Below are 14,972 nucleotides of genomic sequence, written 5' to 3' on the forward strand. Positions count from 1 at the left end.
CCCCAATGTCGTCGGGTGTAATAAGCGCCAGCGCATTACACCCGACGAATATGCGGATCAGAACAGGCCTGCCAGCGCCCGCGCCGCGCCTTCCGGGTCATCCGCGAAATACACGCTGCTGATCACCGCCACCATGTCCGCGCCGGCGGCGATCAGCGGCACGGCATTTTCGCGCGTCATGCCGCCGATGACGACGTTGGGCAGCGCCACCGCCTGCCTGGCGCGGGTGACGATGTCGACCGGCGTGCTGACTTCATATTTCTTGATCCGCGACGGATAGAAGCCGCCGAACGCGACATAGCTCGCGCCTGCCGCCTGCGCGGACTGCGCCAGCTCCAGGCTGCCGTAGCACGATGAACCGACGATGCGATCCGGCCCGACCTGCCGGCGCACCTCCGCCACCGAGGCGTCGGTGCCGCCGACATGGATGCCGTCCGCGTCGAGTTCGACGCACAGTTCGGGATAGTCGTTGATGATGAAGGGCTTGCCCTGGCGGCGGCACAGCGCCAGCAGGGCCGTCGCCTGCTCGCGCCGCAGCGACGGGCTCGCGGTCTTGTGGCGGTACTGCAGCAGCGCCGCGCCGCCCTTCAGCCCGGCCTCGCTGATGGAAACCAGCCTGTCGGTGTCGTCCCAGTCCGGCGTGACCAGGTATAGCCCTTTCAATGCCGCCTGCATGTTCGCTCCCATCATGCGACCCGCCCCGCCATCGGCGACGACGGTTGCGCGGCGAAGCGCTTCGGCACCCGGCCGGCCAGGTAGGCCTCGCGCCCGGCCTCCACCGCCAGCCGCATTGCGCGCGCCATGCGCACCGGGTCCTGCGCGCCGGCAATCGCGGTATTCATCAGCACGCCGTCGCAGCCCAGCTCCATCGCGATGGCCGCATCCGACGCCGTGCCGACGCCGGCATCCACCAGCACCGGCACCTTCGCCTGCTCGATGATCAGCGACAGGTTCCACGGGTTCAGGATGCCCATGCCGGAGCCGATCAGCGAGGCCAGCGGCATCACCGCCACGCAGCCCAGGTCTTCCAGCATGCGCGCCTGTATCGGGTCGTCGCTGCAATAGACCATCACGTCGAAGCCGTCCTTCACCAGCCGCTCGGCCGCCTTCAGCGTCTCGGGCATGTTGGGGAACAGCGTCTTCTCGTCGCCCAGCACCTCGAGCTTGACCAGCTTGTGGCCGTTGAGCAGTTCGCGCGCCAATTGCAGCGTGTAGACCGCGTCCTCGGCGTTGTAGCAGCCGGCGGTATTGGGCAGGATGGTGTAGCGCGACGGCGGCACCACGTCCAGCAGGCTGGGCGCGTTCGGGTCCTGCCCGATATTGACCCGGCGGATGGCGACCGTGATGATGTCGGCGCCGCTGGCTTCGGTCGCGAGCCTGGTCTGTTCCAGGTCGCGGTACTTGCCGCTGCCCACCAGCAGCCGCGAATTGTAGGTCTTGCCGGCGATGGTCAGCCCTTCGGTAGTCATGCTCATGCTTTCCTTTCGAATGTGGTTTCAGCCGCCGCCGATGGCCCGGACGATGTCGACCCGGTCGCGCGGCTGCAGCCGCCGCGTGTCCCAGGCCTGGCGCGGCACGACTTCGCGGTTGACAGCGATCGCCAGCCCCTTCCCGGCCAGGTCCAGCGCGGCGACCAGGTCGGCAAGGCTGCCGTTCTCGGGCGCCGCGTGCGGCGCGCCGTTGAGTTCGATCTCCACCATGGCTTACTGCTTCCGGTAGATCTCGGCGCCGTTCTTCACGAACTCGACCGCCTTGACTTCCATGCCCTTCTTCAGCGCGGCGATGTCCGAGATGCCTTCCTTCGCCGCATACTCGCGTACTTCCTGCGTGATCTTCATCGAGCAGAAATGCGGTCCGCACATCGAGCAGAAATGGGCGACCTTGGCCGAATCCTTGGGCAGGGTCTCGTCATGGAATTCACGCGCCTTGTCCGGGTCCAGGCCGATGTTGAACTGGTCTTCCCAGCGGAACTCGAAACGGGCTTTCGACAGCGCGTTGTCGCGGATCTGCGCGCCCGGATGGCCCTTGGCGAGATCGGCCGCATGGGCGGCGATCTTGTAGGTGATGATGCCGTCCTTCACGTCCACCTTGTTGGGCAGGCCCAGATGCTCCTTCGGCGTCACGTAGCACAGCATCGCGGTGCCGTACCAGCCGATCTGCGCCGCGCCGATGCCGGAGGTGATGTGGTCGTAGCCCGGCGCGATGTCGGTCGTCAGCGGTCCCAGCGTGTAGAACGGCGCCTCGTGGCACTGCTCCAGTTGCAGGTCCATGTTTTCCTTGATCAGCTGCATCGGCACGTGGCCGGGGCCTTCGATCATCACCTGCACGTCATGCTTCCAGGCGATCTGCGTCAGTTCGCCCAGGGTCTTCAGCTCGCCCAGCTGCGCTTCGTCGTTGGCATCGTAGATCGAGCCGGGACGCAGGCCGTCGCCCAGCGAGAACGCGACGTCGTAGCGCTTCATGATCTCGCAGATGTCCTCGAAATGCTCGTACAGGAAGGACTCGCGGTGATGCGCGAGGCACCATTTCGCCATGATGGAGCCGCCGCGGGAGACGATGCCGGTCATGCGCTTGGCCGTCAGCGGCACGTAGCGCAGCAGCACGCCGGCGTGGATGGTGAAATAGTCCACGCCCTGCTCCGCCTGCTCGATCAATGTGTCGCGGAAGATTTCCCAGGTCAGGTCCTCGGCCTTGCCGTTGACCTTTTCCAGCGCCTGGTAGATCGGCACGGTGCCGATGGGCACCGGCGAATTGCGGATGATCCACTCGCGGGTTTCATGGATGTGCTTGCCGGTGGACAGGTCCATCACGGTGTCGCCGCCCCAGCGGATCGACCAGGTCATCTTCTCGACTTCCTCGCCGATGGACGAGGTCACCGCCGAGTTGCCGATGTTGGCGTTGATCTTCACCAGGAAGTTGCGGCCGATGATCATCGGCTCGCTTTCCGGGTGATTGATGTTGTTCGGGATGATCGCACGGCCGCGGGCCACTTCGCTGCGCACGAATTCCGGCGTGATCTCAGCCGGAATAGCCGCGCCGAAGGACTGGCCCGGATGCTGGCGGCCCATCAGGTCGGCCAGCTTCTGGCCCATCGGCCCGGTCTGTTTCAGGCTTTCCAGGTATTCCTTGCGCTGCAGGTTCTCGCGAATGGCGATGTATTCCATCTCCGGCGTGATGATGCCCTGGCGCGCATAGTGCATCTGCGTGACGTTCTTGCCTTCGATCGCCTGGCGCGGCTTGCGGTGCAGGTTGAAACGCAGCTCGGCCAGCTTCGGGTCGTTCAGCCGCTCGATGCCGTATTGCGAGGTCGGTCCCGGCAGTTCCTCGGTGTCGCCGCGCTCGGCGATCCAGGCCGCGCGCAGCGCAGGCAGGCCGGAACGGATGTCGATCTTGACCTCCGGGTCGCTGTACGGACCGGAGCAGTCGTAGACGTAGATGGGCGGATTCGGCTCGGCGCCGAAGGACGCCGGCGTGTCGCTCTGGCTGACCTGGCGCATCGGCACGCGGATGTCCGGGCGCGAACCTTGGACATAGACTTTCTTGGAGTTGGGCAGCGGGTGGACCGCGGCTTCGTCCACCTGGGCGGTGGCGGCGAGGAATTGGGGATTGGCGTTCATGGCGTCCTTGGCGTTGAGTTGCGAAGGAAGTCCGGTGGGAGCATGCGCCGGCTGCTTCCCTTCGCTGGCATTATCCAGATCAGGTTGGAGGGTATTTCTCACCCGCTTGCGATGTTGCCTGCAAACAGGACCCCTAGCATGCCGCCGGTGTTCTGGCGGTCGGGCGATTATAGACCGATCAAATAAGGATGTGCGAAATTTGATGACGGGCATGCGGGCGGCGTTTCAGGTACTTCGCCATTACATCTCCTCCTGCAATTCAGTACGCAATTCCATCAACAGCTTGCCCAACATGTTTTTACCTTTGCCATCAGGGCCATATCCCCAGAACGCGTCCTTGGGCGACGCCTCGACAAGTTGCGCGTTGCCTGTCCCGCACAAAGACTTGCGCAAATTTTCATCCTGCCCGAATTTTGCTGCGAGGACTTTGCGCATGACATCGAGTTTGACCTGGTGCCAATCGGGTCGCCAATATGCCTTATCCGCTACTGACAAATCATAGACTTCCCTGGCCGTGCGGTTCTCACATATTTCATGCATGCTGGAACGTAAATGCGCGCCAAACTTTTGCGTCTGGAAATAATGTTCCGCAGTCTTCCAGTACTTGCCGTCGATCTCGATTAGCTTGCCCTCGTAGAAGTTGGTGAATTCGTAGTAGTCGCTGTGCTTATCGTAGAACTCGATGGTGCGCACCTTTGTACCTACGGCCTTTGTACCTACGGCATAGGCATCTTTGCCGAAATCTTCTTCAATCCAGCCACGAGAAGGCAAGACGTCCTCGCCCGTCTGGGATTCAAGGTATTTGATGATTTCCTCCAACTGTTGCTGCTTGAACCTGGCGATCTTCAACAGCGACCGCCCATATCGCGAAACGGCATCCGGCTGGACATATGCGGGCACCAACTTTTTGAGCGCGTCGATGTCTATGGTCTCGATCGCCTTTATCGCCCTGCCGGTGTCTTGCTGGCTGTTTAGTTGCTGGTTGATATACCGGAGGATCTCGGGCTGCTTCTCGAACCTCGCAATGTCCAGCAGCGAACGGCCCTCGGACGAGACCGAATCCACGGGAACCTGTTTGGGAACCAGCCGCCGGAAGTCATCCAGATTTCCTTGCTTGATCGCCAGGATCGCGCGGCCGAGCGGATCGGACCTGGGAGACGTTACGCTGCTTGTTGCGCGCGTACTGGCAGACTTCTCGGCTTGCTTATGTCCGCGCCGCGTCGTCACGGCGCTGGACGAGCCCGATTCCTCGCTCGACGTGCTCGGGTCCTCTTTCACTGGCTGCTTTGCCTTCCTTGCCGGCTTCGCATCCTTTGCTTTTTCTGGCTGGAATTCCGGCTTTGTAGAACTACTTGTCTTGGCGGATTTCTTCTTTTTCTCGGGAAGCGCCGTGTCTTCGTCGTCGTCCCTCAATACTTTCACGACAGGCTTTTTCACCTTGCGCGCCGCTTTGGCGTCACCACCGCTTGACGATGCATTTCCCGACGGAGGCCCGGACAGTCGCTTGCTGGAGGAAGAATTCTCTGCTCTTGTGCTCATATATTTCCCTGAATGGTTGATGGCTTGAAAACCAGGCGTCTGGGTTCCCGTTTCCGTCATCAGGTTCATTCGAGGCGCTTAACCGGCCGCGGCGATATCGACAAAGGCAGTCCCCATGCCACAGGGCCTATCCCTATCCTCCCTTATAATCTTCGGTTTCGCCCATACCCAGCCAAATCATGGAATTAGCCAAGTCTTTCGAGCCCGCCGATATAGAAAAACACTGGCGCACAGAGTGGGAAAGCCGCGGTTACTACACCGCCACCACCGACCAGAACCGGCCCTCCTTCAGCATCCAGCTGCCGCCGCCCAACGTCACCGGCACGCTCCACATGGGACATGGCTTCAACCAGACCATCATGGACGGCCTGACCCGCTATTACCGGATGCGCGGCTACAACACCGCGTGGATACCGGGCACCGACCATGCCGGCATCGCCACGCAGATCGTCGTGGAACGCCAGCTCGACGCGCAGAAAGTCACCCGCCACGACCTCGGCCGCCCGGCCTTCCTGGAAAAAGTCTGGGAATGGAAGGAAAAATCCGGCTCCACCATCACCGGCCAGATGCGCCGCCTGGGCGCGTCCACCGACTGGAGCCGCGAATACTTCACGATGGACGACAAGATGTCCAAGGCCGTGACCGAAGTGTTCGTGCGGCTGTCGGAGCAGGGCCTGATCTACCGCGGCAAGCGGCTGGTCAACTGGGACCCGGTGCTGGGCACCGCGGTGTCGGACCTGGAAGTGGTGTCGGAGGAGGAAGACGGCAGCATGTGGCACATCCGCTACCCGTTCGCCGACGGCAGCGGCCACATCACGGTGGCAACCACGCGGCCGGAAACCATGCTGGGCGACGTCGCGGTGGCGGTGGACCCGACCGACGAACGCTATGCGCACCTGATCGGCAAGATGCTGACGCTGCCGCTGGCCGGCCGCGAGATCCCGCTGATCGCCGATTCGTACGTCGACAAGGAATTCGGCACTGGCTGCGTGAAGATCACGCCGGCGCATGACTTCAACGACTATGCGGTCGGCCAGCGCCACGACCTGGCGCCGATCTCCATCATGACGCTGGACGCGAAGATCAACGACAACGGCGCGGCAGCCTACCGCGGCATGGACCGCTTCGCCGCGCGCAAGCAGATCGTCGCCGACCTCGACGCGCAGGGCCTGCTGGAGTCCGTCAAGCCGCATAAGCTGATGGTGCCGCGCGGCGATCGTACCGGCGTGGTCATCGAGCCGATGCTGACCGACCAGTGGTTCGTCGCGATGAGCAAGCCCGCGCCGGAAGGCACGTTCTTTCCCGGCAAGTCCATCGCCGAAGTCGCGCTGGACAAGGTGGCCGGCGGCGAAGTGCGCTTCATCCCGGAAAATTGGACCACGACCTATAATCAGTGGCTCACCAACATCCAGGACTGGTGCATTTCCCGCCAGCTCTGGTGGGGCCACCAGATCCCGGCCTGGTATGACGACGAGGGCAATGTCTACGTCGCCCGCAACGAGGAAGAGGCCCGCGCCAAGGCCGGCGGCCGCGCGCTGCGCCGGGATGAAGACGTGCTCGACACCTGGTTCTCGTCGGCGCTGGTGCCCTTCTCCTCGCTCGGCTGGCCGGAAGAGACCCCGGACTACAAGACCTTCCTGCCGTCGTCGGTGCTGGTGACCGGTTTCGACATCATCTTCTTCTGGGTCGCGCGGATGGTGATGATGACCACGCACTTCACCGGCAAGGTGCCGTTCCGGGACGTTTACGTGCATGGCCTGGTGCGGGACGCGTCCGGCCAGAAGATGTCCAAGTCCAAGGGCAACACGCTGGATCCGATCGACCTGATCGACGGCATTGCGCTCGAAGACCTGGTGGCCAAGCGCACGGTCGGCCTGATGAACCCGAAGCAGGCCGACAGCATTGCCCGTGCCACCCGCAAGGAATTCCCGAACGGCATCCCGGCCTACGGCACCGACGCGCTGCGCTTCACCATGGCCAGCTATGCGTCGCTGGGGCGCAATATCAATTTCGACCTCGGCCGCTGCGAGGGCTATCGCAACTTCTGCAACAAGCTGTGGAATGCGACCCGCTTCGTGCTGATGAATACCGAGGGCAAGGACTGCGGCGTCGACGCCGCCGACAGCGAACTCGACTATTCGCCGGCCGACCGCTGGATCGTGTCGCTGCTGCAGCGCACCGAAGCCGAGGTGGAAAAGGGCTTTGCCGACTACCGCTTCGACAACCTGTCGTCTGCCATCTACAAGTTCATCTGGGATGAATACTGCGACTGGTACCTGGAAGTGGCCAAGGTGCAGGTCCAGACCGGCACCGAGGCGCAGCAGCGCGCCACCCGCCGCACGCTGCTGAAGGTGCTGGAAGCGGTGCTGCGGCTGGCGCACCCGGTGATTCCGTTCATCACCGAGGAACTGTGGCAGACGGTGGCGCCGCTGTCGGGCAAGGTGCTGGAAAGCGGCGCGTCCATCATGCTGCAGCCCTACCCGGTCGCGCAGCCGGAAAAGATCGACGAACAGGCCGAGCAGTGGATGGCGCAACTCAAGGCGATGACCGATGCCTGCCGCAACCTGCGCGGCGAGATGCAGTTGTCGCCAGCGCAGAAAGTGCCGCTGCTGATGGAAGGCGAACGGGCCTTGCTGGAATCGTTCGCGCCCTACCTGCAGGCGCTGGCCAAGCTGTCCGAGGTGCAGGTGCTGGACGCGTTGCCCGACGACTCGCCGGCGCCGGTGTCGGTGGTGGGCAACGCGAAGCTGATGCTGAAGGTGGAGATCGACATCGCCGCCGAGCGCGAGCGGCTGGGAAAGGAAATTGCCCGGCTGGAAGGCGAGATCGTCAAGGCCAACGGCAAGCTGTCCAACGAGAGCTTCGTCGCCCGCGCGCCGGCCCAGGTGGTGGCAATGGAGAAGGAAAGACTGGCAAACTTCTCCGGCACGCTGGAAAAGCTGCGCGAGCAGCTGGCGAAGCTGGGTTGAATCGGGCAGGCGGGCAAGGGAATACGCATTCCCTTGCCCGTCGCTTATTGCTTGAAATACGTGCCTGAAATACGGGTTTTCCCCAGTCTATCCATTTGTGCGAACAGGCCGCAGGCCGAAGGCGGCTAGCCCGCCAGCAAGCGGCTACACGAAGGAAATATTCAGGCCCGGCAGCGTGATGCCGGAAAACGCGCTGGTCCAGGTCTGGCCGGCTTCCACCGGGTAGGCTTCGGTCCAGGTGCCGGTGGTGATGATCTCGCCCGCGGCCAGCGGCGGAAACTGCGGCTGCTTCTGCAGCAGCCGGTGCAGTTCCCACAGTGCATGCACCGGGTTGTCCAGCACTTCCCCGCCGAAACCTGCGCCGCGCAGCGTCATCACGCCATCCCTGCCCCAGGACATCGAGACGCTGGCCATTGCCAGCACCGAGCCGAGATTCGGCCGGCTGGTGGCCGAAAGCGGCCGGGTTTCGCCGACGATCAGCGCGCCATGCATGCCGAACGCGGCCACCGCATCGGCCGGCTCCAGCTTCCAGTCCGGGTACGGGCAGGTGACGATCTCGAACCCGTGCGCCATCCATTCGATGCAGCCCGCCAGCGCCTCGATGCTGGCGCCAGGCGCCGGTGTCTTGCCCAGCATAAACACCACTTCCGGCTCCAGCCGCGGCTGCAGCGCGCCGGCCAGGCTCTGGATGCCATGGTTGCCAGGCGCATACCGCACGGTGCTGTCGAACAGCGGCGCCCACATCGGCTCGCTGACGCCCAGCCTCGGCCAGGCGCTGCGATTGGTCCAGCCGATCTTGCGGCCGACCATCACCTCGCCCTGCGCGATGCGGATGTCCATGATGTTCTTGGCGACATCGTAGCCGTCTTCCATGGACAGCGGCCCCTGCGAGGACAGGGTGGGGATCAGCGAGGACTCGGCACGGGCTGCAAGCAGGCGATGCGCATGGCGGGCAGCTTGGGCGGACAAAAGCATAGGGAACTCACGAGGGGAAAGTAATGGACAGGTGCGGCCAGAGACCGGATTGTCTGCGACGCACAATATTTGCACAAGCGCCCCCGGCGCCGATTGCGTCCACGCAAGCCATCCCGGGGCGCGGGCCTGCCGGCGCCGGATTCCCCGCGCGGCGAATCGACCCTAGGGCCGGGCCGCGATTGGCCCGCCCGCGCTCAGCCCAGGCTGGTCGGGTCCCACAGGTCGCCGTTCGGGCTGGTCCTCGGCGCAGTCACGCCGAAGTGGTTGTAGGCGGCCGGCGTCGCGATCCGTCCGCGCGGCGTGCGCTGCAGGAAGCCCTGCTGGATCAGGTAAGGCTCCAGCACGTCCTCGATGGTGTCGCGCTCCTCGCCGATCGCGGCGGCCAGGTTGTCCAGCCCGACCGGGCCGCCGGCGAACTTGAACAGCACCGCCTCCAGCAGCTTGCGGTCCATCAGGTCGAAGCCGACCGGGTCGACGTCCAGCATCACCAGCGCGGCGTCGGCCATGGCCTTGGTGATGGTGCCGTCGCCCTTGACCTGCGCATAGTCGCGCACCCGGCGCAGCAGCCGGTTGGCGATGCGCGGCGTGCCGCGGCTGCGGCGGGCGATTTCCAGCGCGCCGTCATCGTCGATCGGCGCTTCGAGCAGCGACGAGCTGCGGGTGACGATGCGCGCCAGCTGCGACGGCGTATAGAACTCCAGCCGGGCGACGATGCCGAAGCGGTCGCGCAGCGGATTGGTCAGCATGCCGGCCCGGGTGGTCGCGCCGACCAGCGTGAACGGCTGCAGGTCCAGCCGCACCGAGCGCGCCGCCGGCCCCTCGCCGATCATGATGTCGATCTGGTAATCCTCGAGCGCCGGATACAGGATCTCTTCCACCACCGGCGACAGCCGGTGGATCTCGTCGATGAACAGCACGTCGTTGGCTTCGAGATTGGTGAGCAGCGCCGCCAGGTCGCCGGCGCGCTCCAGCACCGGGCCGGAAGTCTGGCGCAGGTTCACGCCCATTTCACGCGCGATGATGTGGGCCAGCGTGGTCTTGCCCAGTCCCGGCGGCCCGAACAGCAGCGTATGGTCGAGCGCCTCGCTGCGGTTGCGGGCGGCGGTGATGAAGATCTCGAGCTGGTCGCGGATCTTTTCCTGGCCGACGTATTCGTCAAGGTGCTTGGGCCGCAGCGCCCGTTCGATCGCCTCTTCGTTCGGCGAGGCCGGGGTGGCGGCGATGATGCGTTGTTCTGAAAAATTATCGGTCTGTATGCTCATGATGGATGTCCCGCGGCGTCTTTCAGCCCTTGGACAGGGCTTTGAGCGCCAGCTTGATGCCTTCGGATACGCCGGCGCCGGCCGGCACCTGCTTCATCGCCAGGGCGGCTTCCTTGTCGGAATAGCCCAGCGCCAGCAGCGCATTGAGCACGTCGGCGCTGGCGTCGGTATGGACCACGCCGCCGGCATGGCCCAGGTCCGCGCCGAGCTTGCCCTTCAATTCCAGCAGCAGCCGCTCGGCGGTCTTCTTGCCTATGCCCGGAATCTTCGTCAGGCGCCCCGATTCCTGCAGCGTGATGGCGCTGCCCAGTTCGGCCACCGACATGCCCGACAGGATGGACAAGGCGGTGCGGGCGCCCACGCCAGCGATCCGGATCAACTGACGGAACACTTCGCGTTCGCCCGCATTGCCGAACCCGTACAATAATTGTGCATCTTCCCGTACGACGAAATGCGTGAGCAGGGATACTTTTTCGCCCAGGCCGGGCAGGTTGTAGAAGGTGCTCATCGGGACGCTGACTTCGTAGCCGACGCCATTGCAGTCGATGAGCAGTTGCGGCGGATTTTTCTCAAGCAGGATTCCGGAAAGACGGCCTATCATCTGGAGTTGGCTTTCATAGTAAGTGTTGGAATCATACAGGACTACAGGACACCGCCATGGTTGACGCTGGTGACGATCTCATCGTAATTCCGCCCATGCCGCCGGCGCCGATACGCCTGCTGCGCCACCTGGCTTTGCTGGCCGGCATCGTGTGGGCGCTGCCGCTGACGGCCGTCGGATTGCTGCTCGCGCTGCCGGTCATGCTATGGCGCGGCCAGGTCCACCTGGTGCGCTCCGCGCGCGCGCCGGCGCTGCTGTTCAACGGCCCGATGGCCGACTACCTGCTGGAGCGCCACCCGTTCGGCGCGATGTGCGCAATGGCGATCGGCCATGTCGTGATCGCCGACCGCAGCAGCCTGACCCGCCGCATCCTGGCGCACGAACTGGCGCACGTGCGCCAGGCGGCATGCTGGGGCGTCCTGTTTCCGGTGGTGTACCTGGCGGCCAGCGCCTGGGCGCTGATGCGCGGCGAGGACGCCTACTGGAACAACGTGTTTGAAATTTCCGCCCGCAAGGCCGAGCGGCACGCCTGAGGTTGTCAGCCCGGGCTTTCAGCCCACCAGCCGTCCGCCGCGCATCCGCAGGCCGCGGCGCGTGAGGCCCGGCGCCAGGCTGTCGAGCAGGGCCAGCGCCTCGCCGCTATGCGCATGGCAGATCGCCACGCCGAGCGCGTCGGCGGCGTCGCTGCCCGGCACGCCCGGCAGCAGCAGCAGGCGCTGCACCATGTCCTGCACCTGCTGCTTGGCCGCCTTGCCATGGCCGACCACCGCCTGCTTGACCTGCAGCGCCGTGTATTCCGACACCAGCAGATCGTTGTGCACCAGCGCGCAGATCGCCGCGCCGCGGGCCTGCCCCAGCAGCAGCGTCGACTGCGGATTGACGTTGACGAACACCTTTTCGATCGCCGCGCAGTCCGGCTGGTAGGTGCGCACCACCTCCGACACGCCGGCCAGGATGGTCTTGAGCCGCGACGGCAGGTCGGCGTCCGCGGTCTTGATGGTGCCCGAGGCGATGTAGCTGAGCTTGTTGCCCTGCTTGTGGATCACGCCGAAGCCGGTGATGCGCAAGCCCGGGTCGATGCCGAGGATTCTCATGACGGTCGCAGGCGGCCTGTCCTAGTGGCGGAAATGCCGGGTGCCGGTCAGCACCATCACCACGTCCTGCTCGTCGGCGGCGTCGATGACTTCCTGGTCGCGCATCGAGCCGCCAGGCTGTATCACCGCGGTGGCGCCCGCGGCGACCACCACGTCGAGGCCGTCGCGGAACGGGAAAAATGCGTCGGACGCGACCGCCGAGCCGGCCAGCGACAGGCCGGCGTTCTGCGCCTTGATCGACGCGATGCGGGCCGAATCGACCCGGCTCATCTGCCCGGCGCCGACGCCCAGCGTCATGCCGTTGCCGCAGAACACGATCGCATTCGACTTGACGAACTTGGCGACCCGCCACGCGAACATCAGGTCCTGCAGCTGCTGCTGCGTCGGCTGGCGCTTGCTGACCACTCTCAGTTCGGCCACCTGGACATTCTTCGCGTCCGGCGACTGCACCAGCAGCCCGCCGCCGACCCGCTTGAAGTCATGCGGGTTGATGCCGCGGCCCAGCGGGATTTCCAGCAGCCGCACGTTCTGCTTGGCGGCGAACACCTTGCGCGCGGCATCGTCGAACGACGGCGCGATCAGCACTTCGACGAACTGCTTCGCCACCGCCTCGGCGGCCGCGCCGTCCACCGGCTGGTTGAAGGCGATGATGCCGCCGAACGCCGAGGTCGGGTCGGTCTGCAGCGCCTTCGAATACGCCTCCAGCGCCGACGCGCCAACCGCCACGCCGCACGGATTCGCATGCTTGATGATCACGCAGGCGCTGCCCTCGAAGGTTTTCACGCATTCCCAGGCGGCGTCGGCGTCGGCGATGTTGTTGTACGACAGTTCCTTGCCCTGCAGCTGGCGGTAATTTGCCAGCGCGCCGTCCGGCACGGCGAGGTCGCGGTAGAACGCGGCCGACTGGTGCGGGTTCTCGCCATACCGCATTTCCTGCACCTTCTCGAAATGCAGGTTCAGCGTGTCCGGGTAGGCGCTGCGGTTCTGGTGCGCGAGGTCGTCGCCCAGCGACGTGAAGTAATTGGTGATCGCGCTGTCATATTGCGCGGTATGGGCAAACACCTTCTTGGCCAGCGCAAACCGCGTGGCGTAGCTGACGTCGCCGGCGCCGGACTGCAGCTGCGCCAGCACCGGCGCATAGTCGGCGGGATCGCACAGCACCACTACGTCCTTGTGATTCTTGGCCGACGAACGCAGCATCGCCGGTCCGCCGATGTCGATGTTCTCGATCGCGTCCTCCAGCGAGCATTCCTCGCGGGACACGGTCTGCACGAACGGGTAAAGATTGACCACGACCATGTCGATGGTCGGGATGCCATGCTGTTCCAGCGCCGCCGCATGCTCGGGGAAGTCGCGGCGGGCCAGGATGCCGCCGTGCACCTTCGGATGCAGCGTCTTGACCCGGCCATCCAGCATTTCCGGGAAACCGGTGTAGTCGGCGACTTCGGTCACTGCGACGCCGTTGTCGGCCAGCAGCTTCGCGGTGCCCCCGGTCGACAGGATGTTGACACCCATCGCGGACAGCACCCGGGCGAGGTCGAGCACGCCGGTTTTATCGGAAACGGAAATCAGGGCTTGTTTGATCATGGTAGGAAACGCCGGTAGGAAGGAAGGTTAGATCAGGCCGTGCTGCTGCAACTTCTTGCGCAGGGTATTGCGGTTGATGCCCAGCATTTCGGCCGCATGCGACTGGTTGCCCTCGGCACGCGCCATCACGGCTTCGAGTATCGGCTTTTCAACGGTGAAGACCACCATTTCATACACATTGGAAGGCTGCTGCTCGCCCAGGTCCTTGAAATATTTTTCCAGGCTCTTCTTGACGACGTCCTGGATGCTGTCTTTGCTCATGTCGGTTATCGAATAATTTTTATTATGGATCTCAGGCCGCCAGCCGGTCGCACGCCGCGCCGTACTGCAGGCGCTCGCCGTAGCCCAGCTGGGCATCGAAGAAATGCCGCACGGCGGCCAGTTGGGCATCGCAGTCTTCCAGGCGGTTCATTGCCTGGCGGAACGGCTCGCCGCCGGGCAGCGACCTGACATACCAGCCGATGTGCTTGCGCGCGGTGCGCACGCCCAGGTAATCGCCGTAGAACGCATAGTGCGCCAGCAGGTGCTCCTCCATCAGCGCAGCGACTTCGGTCACCAGCGGCGCCGGCAGGTACTCGCCGGTGCGCAGGAAATGGTCGATCTCGCGGAAGATCCAGGGCCGGCCCTGGGCGGCCCGCCCTATCATCACCGCGTCCGCGCCGGTCGCCGCCAGCACCGCCTTCGCCTTCTCGGGCGAGTCGATGTCGCCGTTCGCCACCACCGGGATGCCGACGCTGGCCTTGACCGCGGCAATGGTTTCGTACTCCGCGCAGCCGGCATAGCCGTCGGCGCGGGTGCGTCCGTGCAGGGTCAGCATCGCGATGCCGCTGGCCTCGGCCAGCGCGGCGATGCGCAGCGCATTCTTGTGCTGCCGGTCCCAGCCGGTGCGGAATTTCAGCGTGACCGGGACGTCGACCGCGCCGACCACCGCTTCCAGTATCGCCTGCACCAGGTTCTCGTCCTGCAGCAGCGCCGAACCGCACCAGCTGTTGCAGACCTTTTTGACCGGGCAGCCCATGTTGATGTCGATGATCTGCGCGCCGCGCTCGACATTGAAGCGGGCGCAATTGGCCAGCATCTGCGGGTCGGCGCCGGCGATCTGCACCGCCCGCGGCGCCATTTCGCCGTCGTGGTTGATGCGGCGGGAGGTCTTTTCGCTGGCCCACAGCCGCGGGTCGGACGCCGCCATCTCGGACACCGCATAGCCGGCGCCCAGCTGCTTGCACAGCTGGCGGAACGGCCGGTCCGTCACGCCAGCCATCGGAGCGACAAATACATTGTTTCGCAGTTGAAAGGGGCCGATGTGCACGGAGAGGGTCGCTGGCGGA

Annotated in this window: 14 protein-coding genes and 1 riboswitch; of the genes, 2 read left to right on the top strand and 12 right to left on the bottom strand. The window is 64.6% G+C overall.

Features of this window, described 5'->3' with window-relative positions; all coding sequences use genetic code 11:
• Window positions 1-57: 57 nt before the first annotated feature.
• From thiE to ybiA, 5 genes are all read right to left on the bottom strand, one after another.
• Window positions 58-687, bottom strand: coding sequence for a thiamine phosphate synthase (gene thiE, locus QOL82_RS17465; protein ID WP_430438505.1), 630 nt, complete (start codon window positions 685-687; stop codon window positions 58-60).
• Window positions 687-1,469, bottom strand: a complete 783-nt coding sequence (locus tag QOL82_RS17470) for a thiazole synthase (RefSeq protein ID WP_430438506.1) — start codon at window positions 1,467-1,469, stop codon at window positions 687-689. The genes thiE and QOL82_RS17470 overlap by 1 nt, the downstream gene beginning before the upstream one ends.
• Window positions 1,470-1,496: 27 nt before the next feature.
• A complete protein-coding gene (thiS, locus tag QOL82_RS17475) occupies window positions 1,497-1,700 on the bottom strand; it encodes a sulfur carrier protein ThiS (protein WP_283443577.1) in 204 nt (67 codons plus the stop codon).
• Window positions 1,701-1,703: 3 nt separating this feature from the next.
• A complete protein-coding gene (gene thiC / locus QOL82_RS17480; protein ID WP_283443578.1) occupies window positions 1,704-3,617 on the bottom strand; it encodes a phosphomethylpyrimidine synthase ThiC in 1,914 nt (637 codons plus the stop codon).
• Window positions 3,618-3,656: 39 nt separating this feature from the next.
• Window positions 3,657-3,762, bottom strand: a riboswitch (TPP riboswitch).
• Window positions 3,763-3,857: 95 nt separating this feature from the next.
• Complete coding sequence (gene ybiA / locus QOL82_RS17485) at window positions 3,858-5,225, bottom strand: riboflavin biosynthesis intermediates N-glycosidase (protein ID WP_283443579.1); 1,368 nt, start codon at window positions 5,223-5,225, stop codon at window positions 3,858-3,860.
• A 110-nt stretch (window positions 5,226-5,335) separates the two neighbouring features.
• On the opposite strand from ybiA, the gene QOL82_RS17490 reads away from it, so the two are divergent.
• Window positions 5,336-8,125, top strand: coding sequence for a valine--tRNA ligase (locus tag QOL82_RS17490; RefSeq protein ID WP_283443580.1), 2,790 nt, complete (start codon window positions 5,336-5,338; stop codon window positions 8,123-8,125).
• A gap of 144 nt (window positions 8,126-8,269) precedes the next feature.
• Here QOL82_RS17490 and QOL82_RS17495 read toward each other — a convergent pair whose 3' ends face one another.
• The 3 genes from QOL82_RS17495 to ruvA all read right to left on the bottom strand — a co-directional run bounded on the left by QOL82_RS17495 (window position 8,270) and on the right by ruvA (window position 10,963).
• Window positions 8,270-9,100 carry a 2-keto-4-pentenoate hydratase gene (locus QOL82_RS17495; protein WP_283443581.1) on the bottom strand — a complete coding sequence of 277 codons (831 nt, stop codon included), beginning with the start codon at window positions 9,098-9,100 and terminating at the stop codon, window positions 8,270-8,272.
• Window positions 9,101-9,294: 194 nt separating this feature from the next.
• Entirely contained in the window at window positions 9,295-10,362 is a 1,068-nt protein-coding gene (gene ruvB, locus QOL82_RS17500; protein WP_283443582.1) for a Holliday junction branch migration DNA helicase RuvB, read from the bottom strand.
• Between the two features lie 22 nt (window positions 10,363-10,384).
• Window positions 10,385-10,963, bottom strand: coding sequence for a Holliday junction branch migration protein RuvA (gene ruvA, locus QOL82_RS17505; RefSeq protein WP_283443583.1), 579 nt, complete (start codon window positions 10,961-10,963; stop codon window positions 10,385-10,387).
• 56 nt (window positions 10,964-11,019) lie between these two features.
• Between ruvA and QOL82_RS17510 the strand changes: the two genes are divergently transcribed.
• Complete coding sequence (locus tag QOL82_RS17510; RefSeq protein ID WP_283443584.1) at window positions 11,020-11,496, top strand: hypothetical protein; 477 nt, start codon at window positions 11,020-11,022, stop codon at window positions 11,494-11,496.
• A gap of 18 nt (window positions 11,497-11,514) precedes the next feature.
• On the opposite strand, the gene ruvC is transcribed toward QOL82_RS17510, so the two are convergent.
• From ruvC to dusB, 4 genes are read right to left on the bottom strand one after another with little or no spacing between them, the layout of a single operon-like run.
• Entirely contained in the window at window positions 11,515-12,057 is a 543-nt protein-coding gene (ruvC, locus tag QOL82_RS17515; protein WP_283443585.1) for a crossover junction endodeoxyribonuclease RuvC, read from the bottom strand.
• Window positions 12,058-12,078: 21 nt separating this feature from the next.
• Window positions 12,079-13,644: a bifunctional phosphoribosylaminoimidazolecarboxamide formyltransferase/IMP cyclohydrolase gene (gene purH, locus QOL82_RS17520; protein ID WP_283443586.1), complete on the bottom strand. Its 1,566-nt coding sequence runs from the start codon at window positions 13,642-13,644 to the stop codon at window positions 12,079-12,081.
• A 27-nt stretch (window positions 13,645-13,671) separates the two neighbouring features.
• Window positions 13,672-13,905 carry a Fis family transcriptional regulator gene (locus QOL82_RS17525; RefSeq protein WP_283443587.1) on the bottom strand — a complete coding sequence of 78 codons (234 nt, stop codon included), beginning with the start codon at window positions 13,903-13,905 and terminating at the stop codon, window positions 13,672-13,674.
• Window positions 13,906-13,936: 31 nt separating this feature from the next.
• The gene (gene dusB / locus QOL82_RS17530; RefSeq protein ID WP_283443588.1) at window positions 13,937-14,953 is read right to left on the bottom strand and encodes a tRNA dihydrouridine synthase DusB; all 1,017 of its coding nucleotides are present in this window, start codon (window positions 14,951-14,953) and stop codon (window positions 13,937-13,939) included.
• Between the last annotated feature and the right edge of the window lie 19 nt (window positions 14,954-14,972).

Source organism: Noviherbaspirillum suwonense, assembly GCF_900182955.1.
GTDB lineage: Bacteria > Pseudomonadota > Gammaproteobacteria > Burkholderiales > Burkholderiaceae_D > Noviherbaspirillum_A > Noviherbaspirillum_A suwonense.

What these genes read in the sequence shown, in the direction of transcription:
- thiE (WP_430438505.1), bottom strand. Translation starts at nt 687, where the DNA reads ATGGGAGCGAACATGCAGGCGGCATTGAAAGGGCTATACCTGGTCACG.
- QOL82_RS17470 (WP_430438506.1), bottom strand. Translation starts at nt 1,469, where the DNA reads ATGACTACCGAAGGGCTGACCATCGCCGGCAAGACCTACAATTCGCGG.
- thiS (WP_283443577.1), bottom strand. Translation starts at nt 1,700, where the DNA reads ATGGTGGAGATCGAACTCAACGGCGCGCCGCACGCGGCGCCCGAGAAC.
- thiC (WP_283443578.1), bottom strand. Translation starts at nt 3,617, where the DNA reads ATGAACGCCAATCCCCAATTCCTCGCCGCCACCGCCCAGGTGGACGAA.
- ybiA (WP_283443579.1), bottom strand. Translation starts at nt 5,225, where the DNA reads ATGAACCTGATGACGGAAACGGGAACCCAGACGCCTGGTTTTCAAGCC.
- QOL82_RS17490 (WP_283443580.1), top strand. Translation starts at nt 5,336, where the DNA reads ATGGAATTAGCCAAGTCTTTCGAGCCCGCCGATATAGAAAAACACTGG.
- QOL82_RS17495 (WP_283443581.1), bottom strand. Translation starts at nt 9,100, where the DNA reads ATGCTTTTGTCCGCCCAAGCTGCCCGCCATGCGCATCGCCTGCTTGCA.
- ruvB (WP_283443582.1), bottom strand. Translation starts at nt 10,362, where the DNA reads ATGAGCATACAGACCGATAATTTTTCAGAACAACGCATCATCGCCGCC.
- ruvA (WP_283443583.1), bottom strand. Translation starts at nt 10,963, where the DNA reads ATGATAGGCCGTCTTTCCGGAATCCTGCTTGAGAAAAATCCGCCGCAA.
- QOL82_RS17510 (WP_283443584.1), top strand. Translation starts at nt 11,020, where the DNA reads ATGGTTGACGCTGGTGACGATCTCATCGTAATTCCGCCCATGCCGCCG.
- ruvC (WP_283443585.1), bottom strand. Translation starts at nt 12,057, where the DNA reads ATGAGAATCCTCGGCATCGACCCGGGCTTGCGCATCACCGGCTTCGGC.
- purH (WP_283443586.1), bottom strand. Translation starts at nt 13,644, where the DNA reads ATGATCAAACAAGCCCTGATTTCCGTTTCCGATAAAACCGGCGTGCTC.
- QOL82_RS17525 (WP_283443587.1), bottom strand. Translation starts at nt 13,905, where the DNA reads ATGAGCAAAGACAGCATCCAGGACGTCGTCAAGAAGAGCCTGGAAAAA.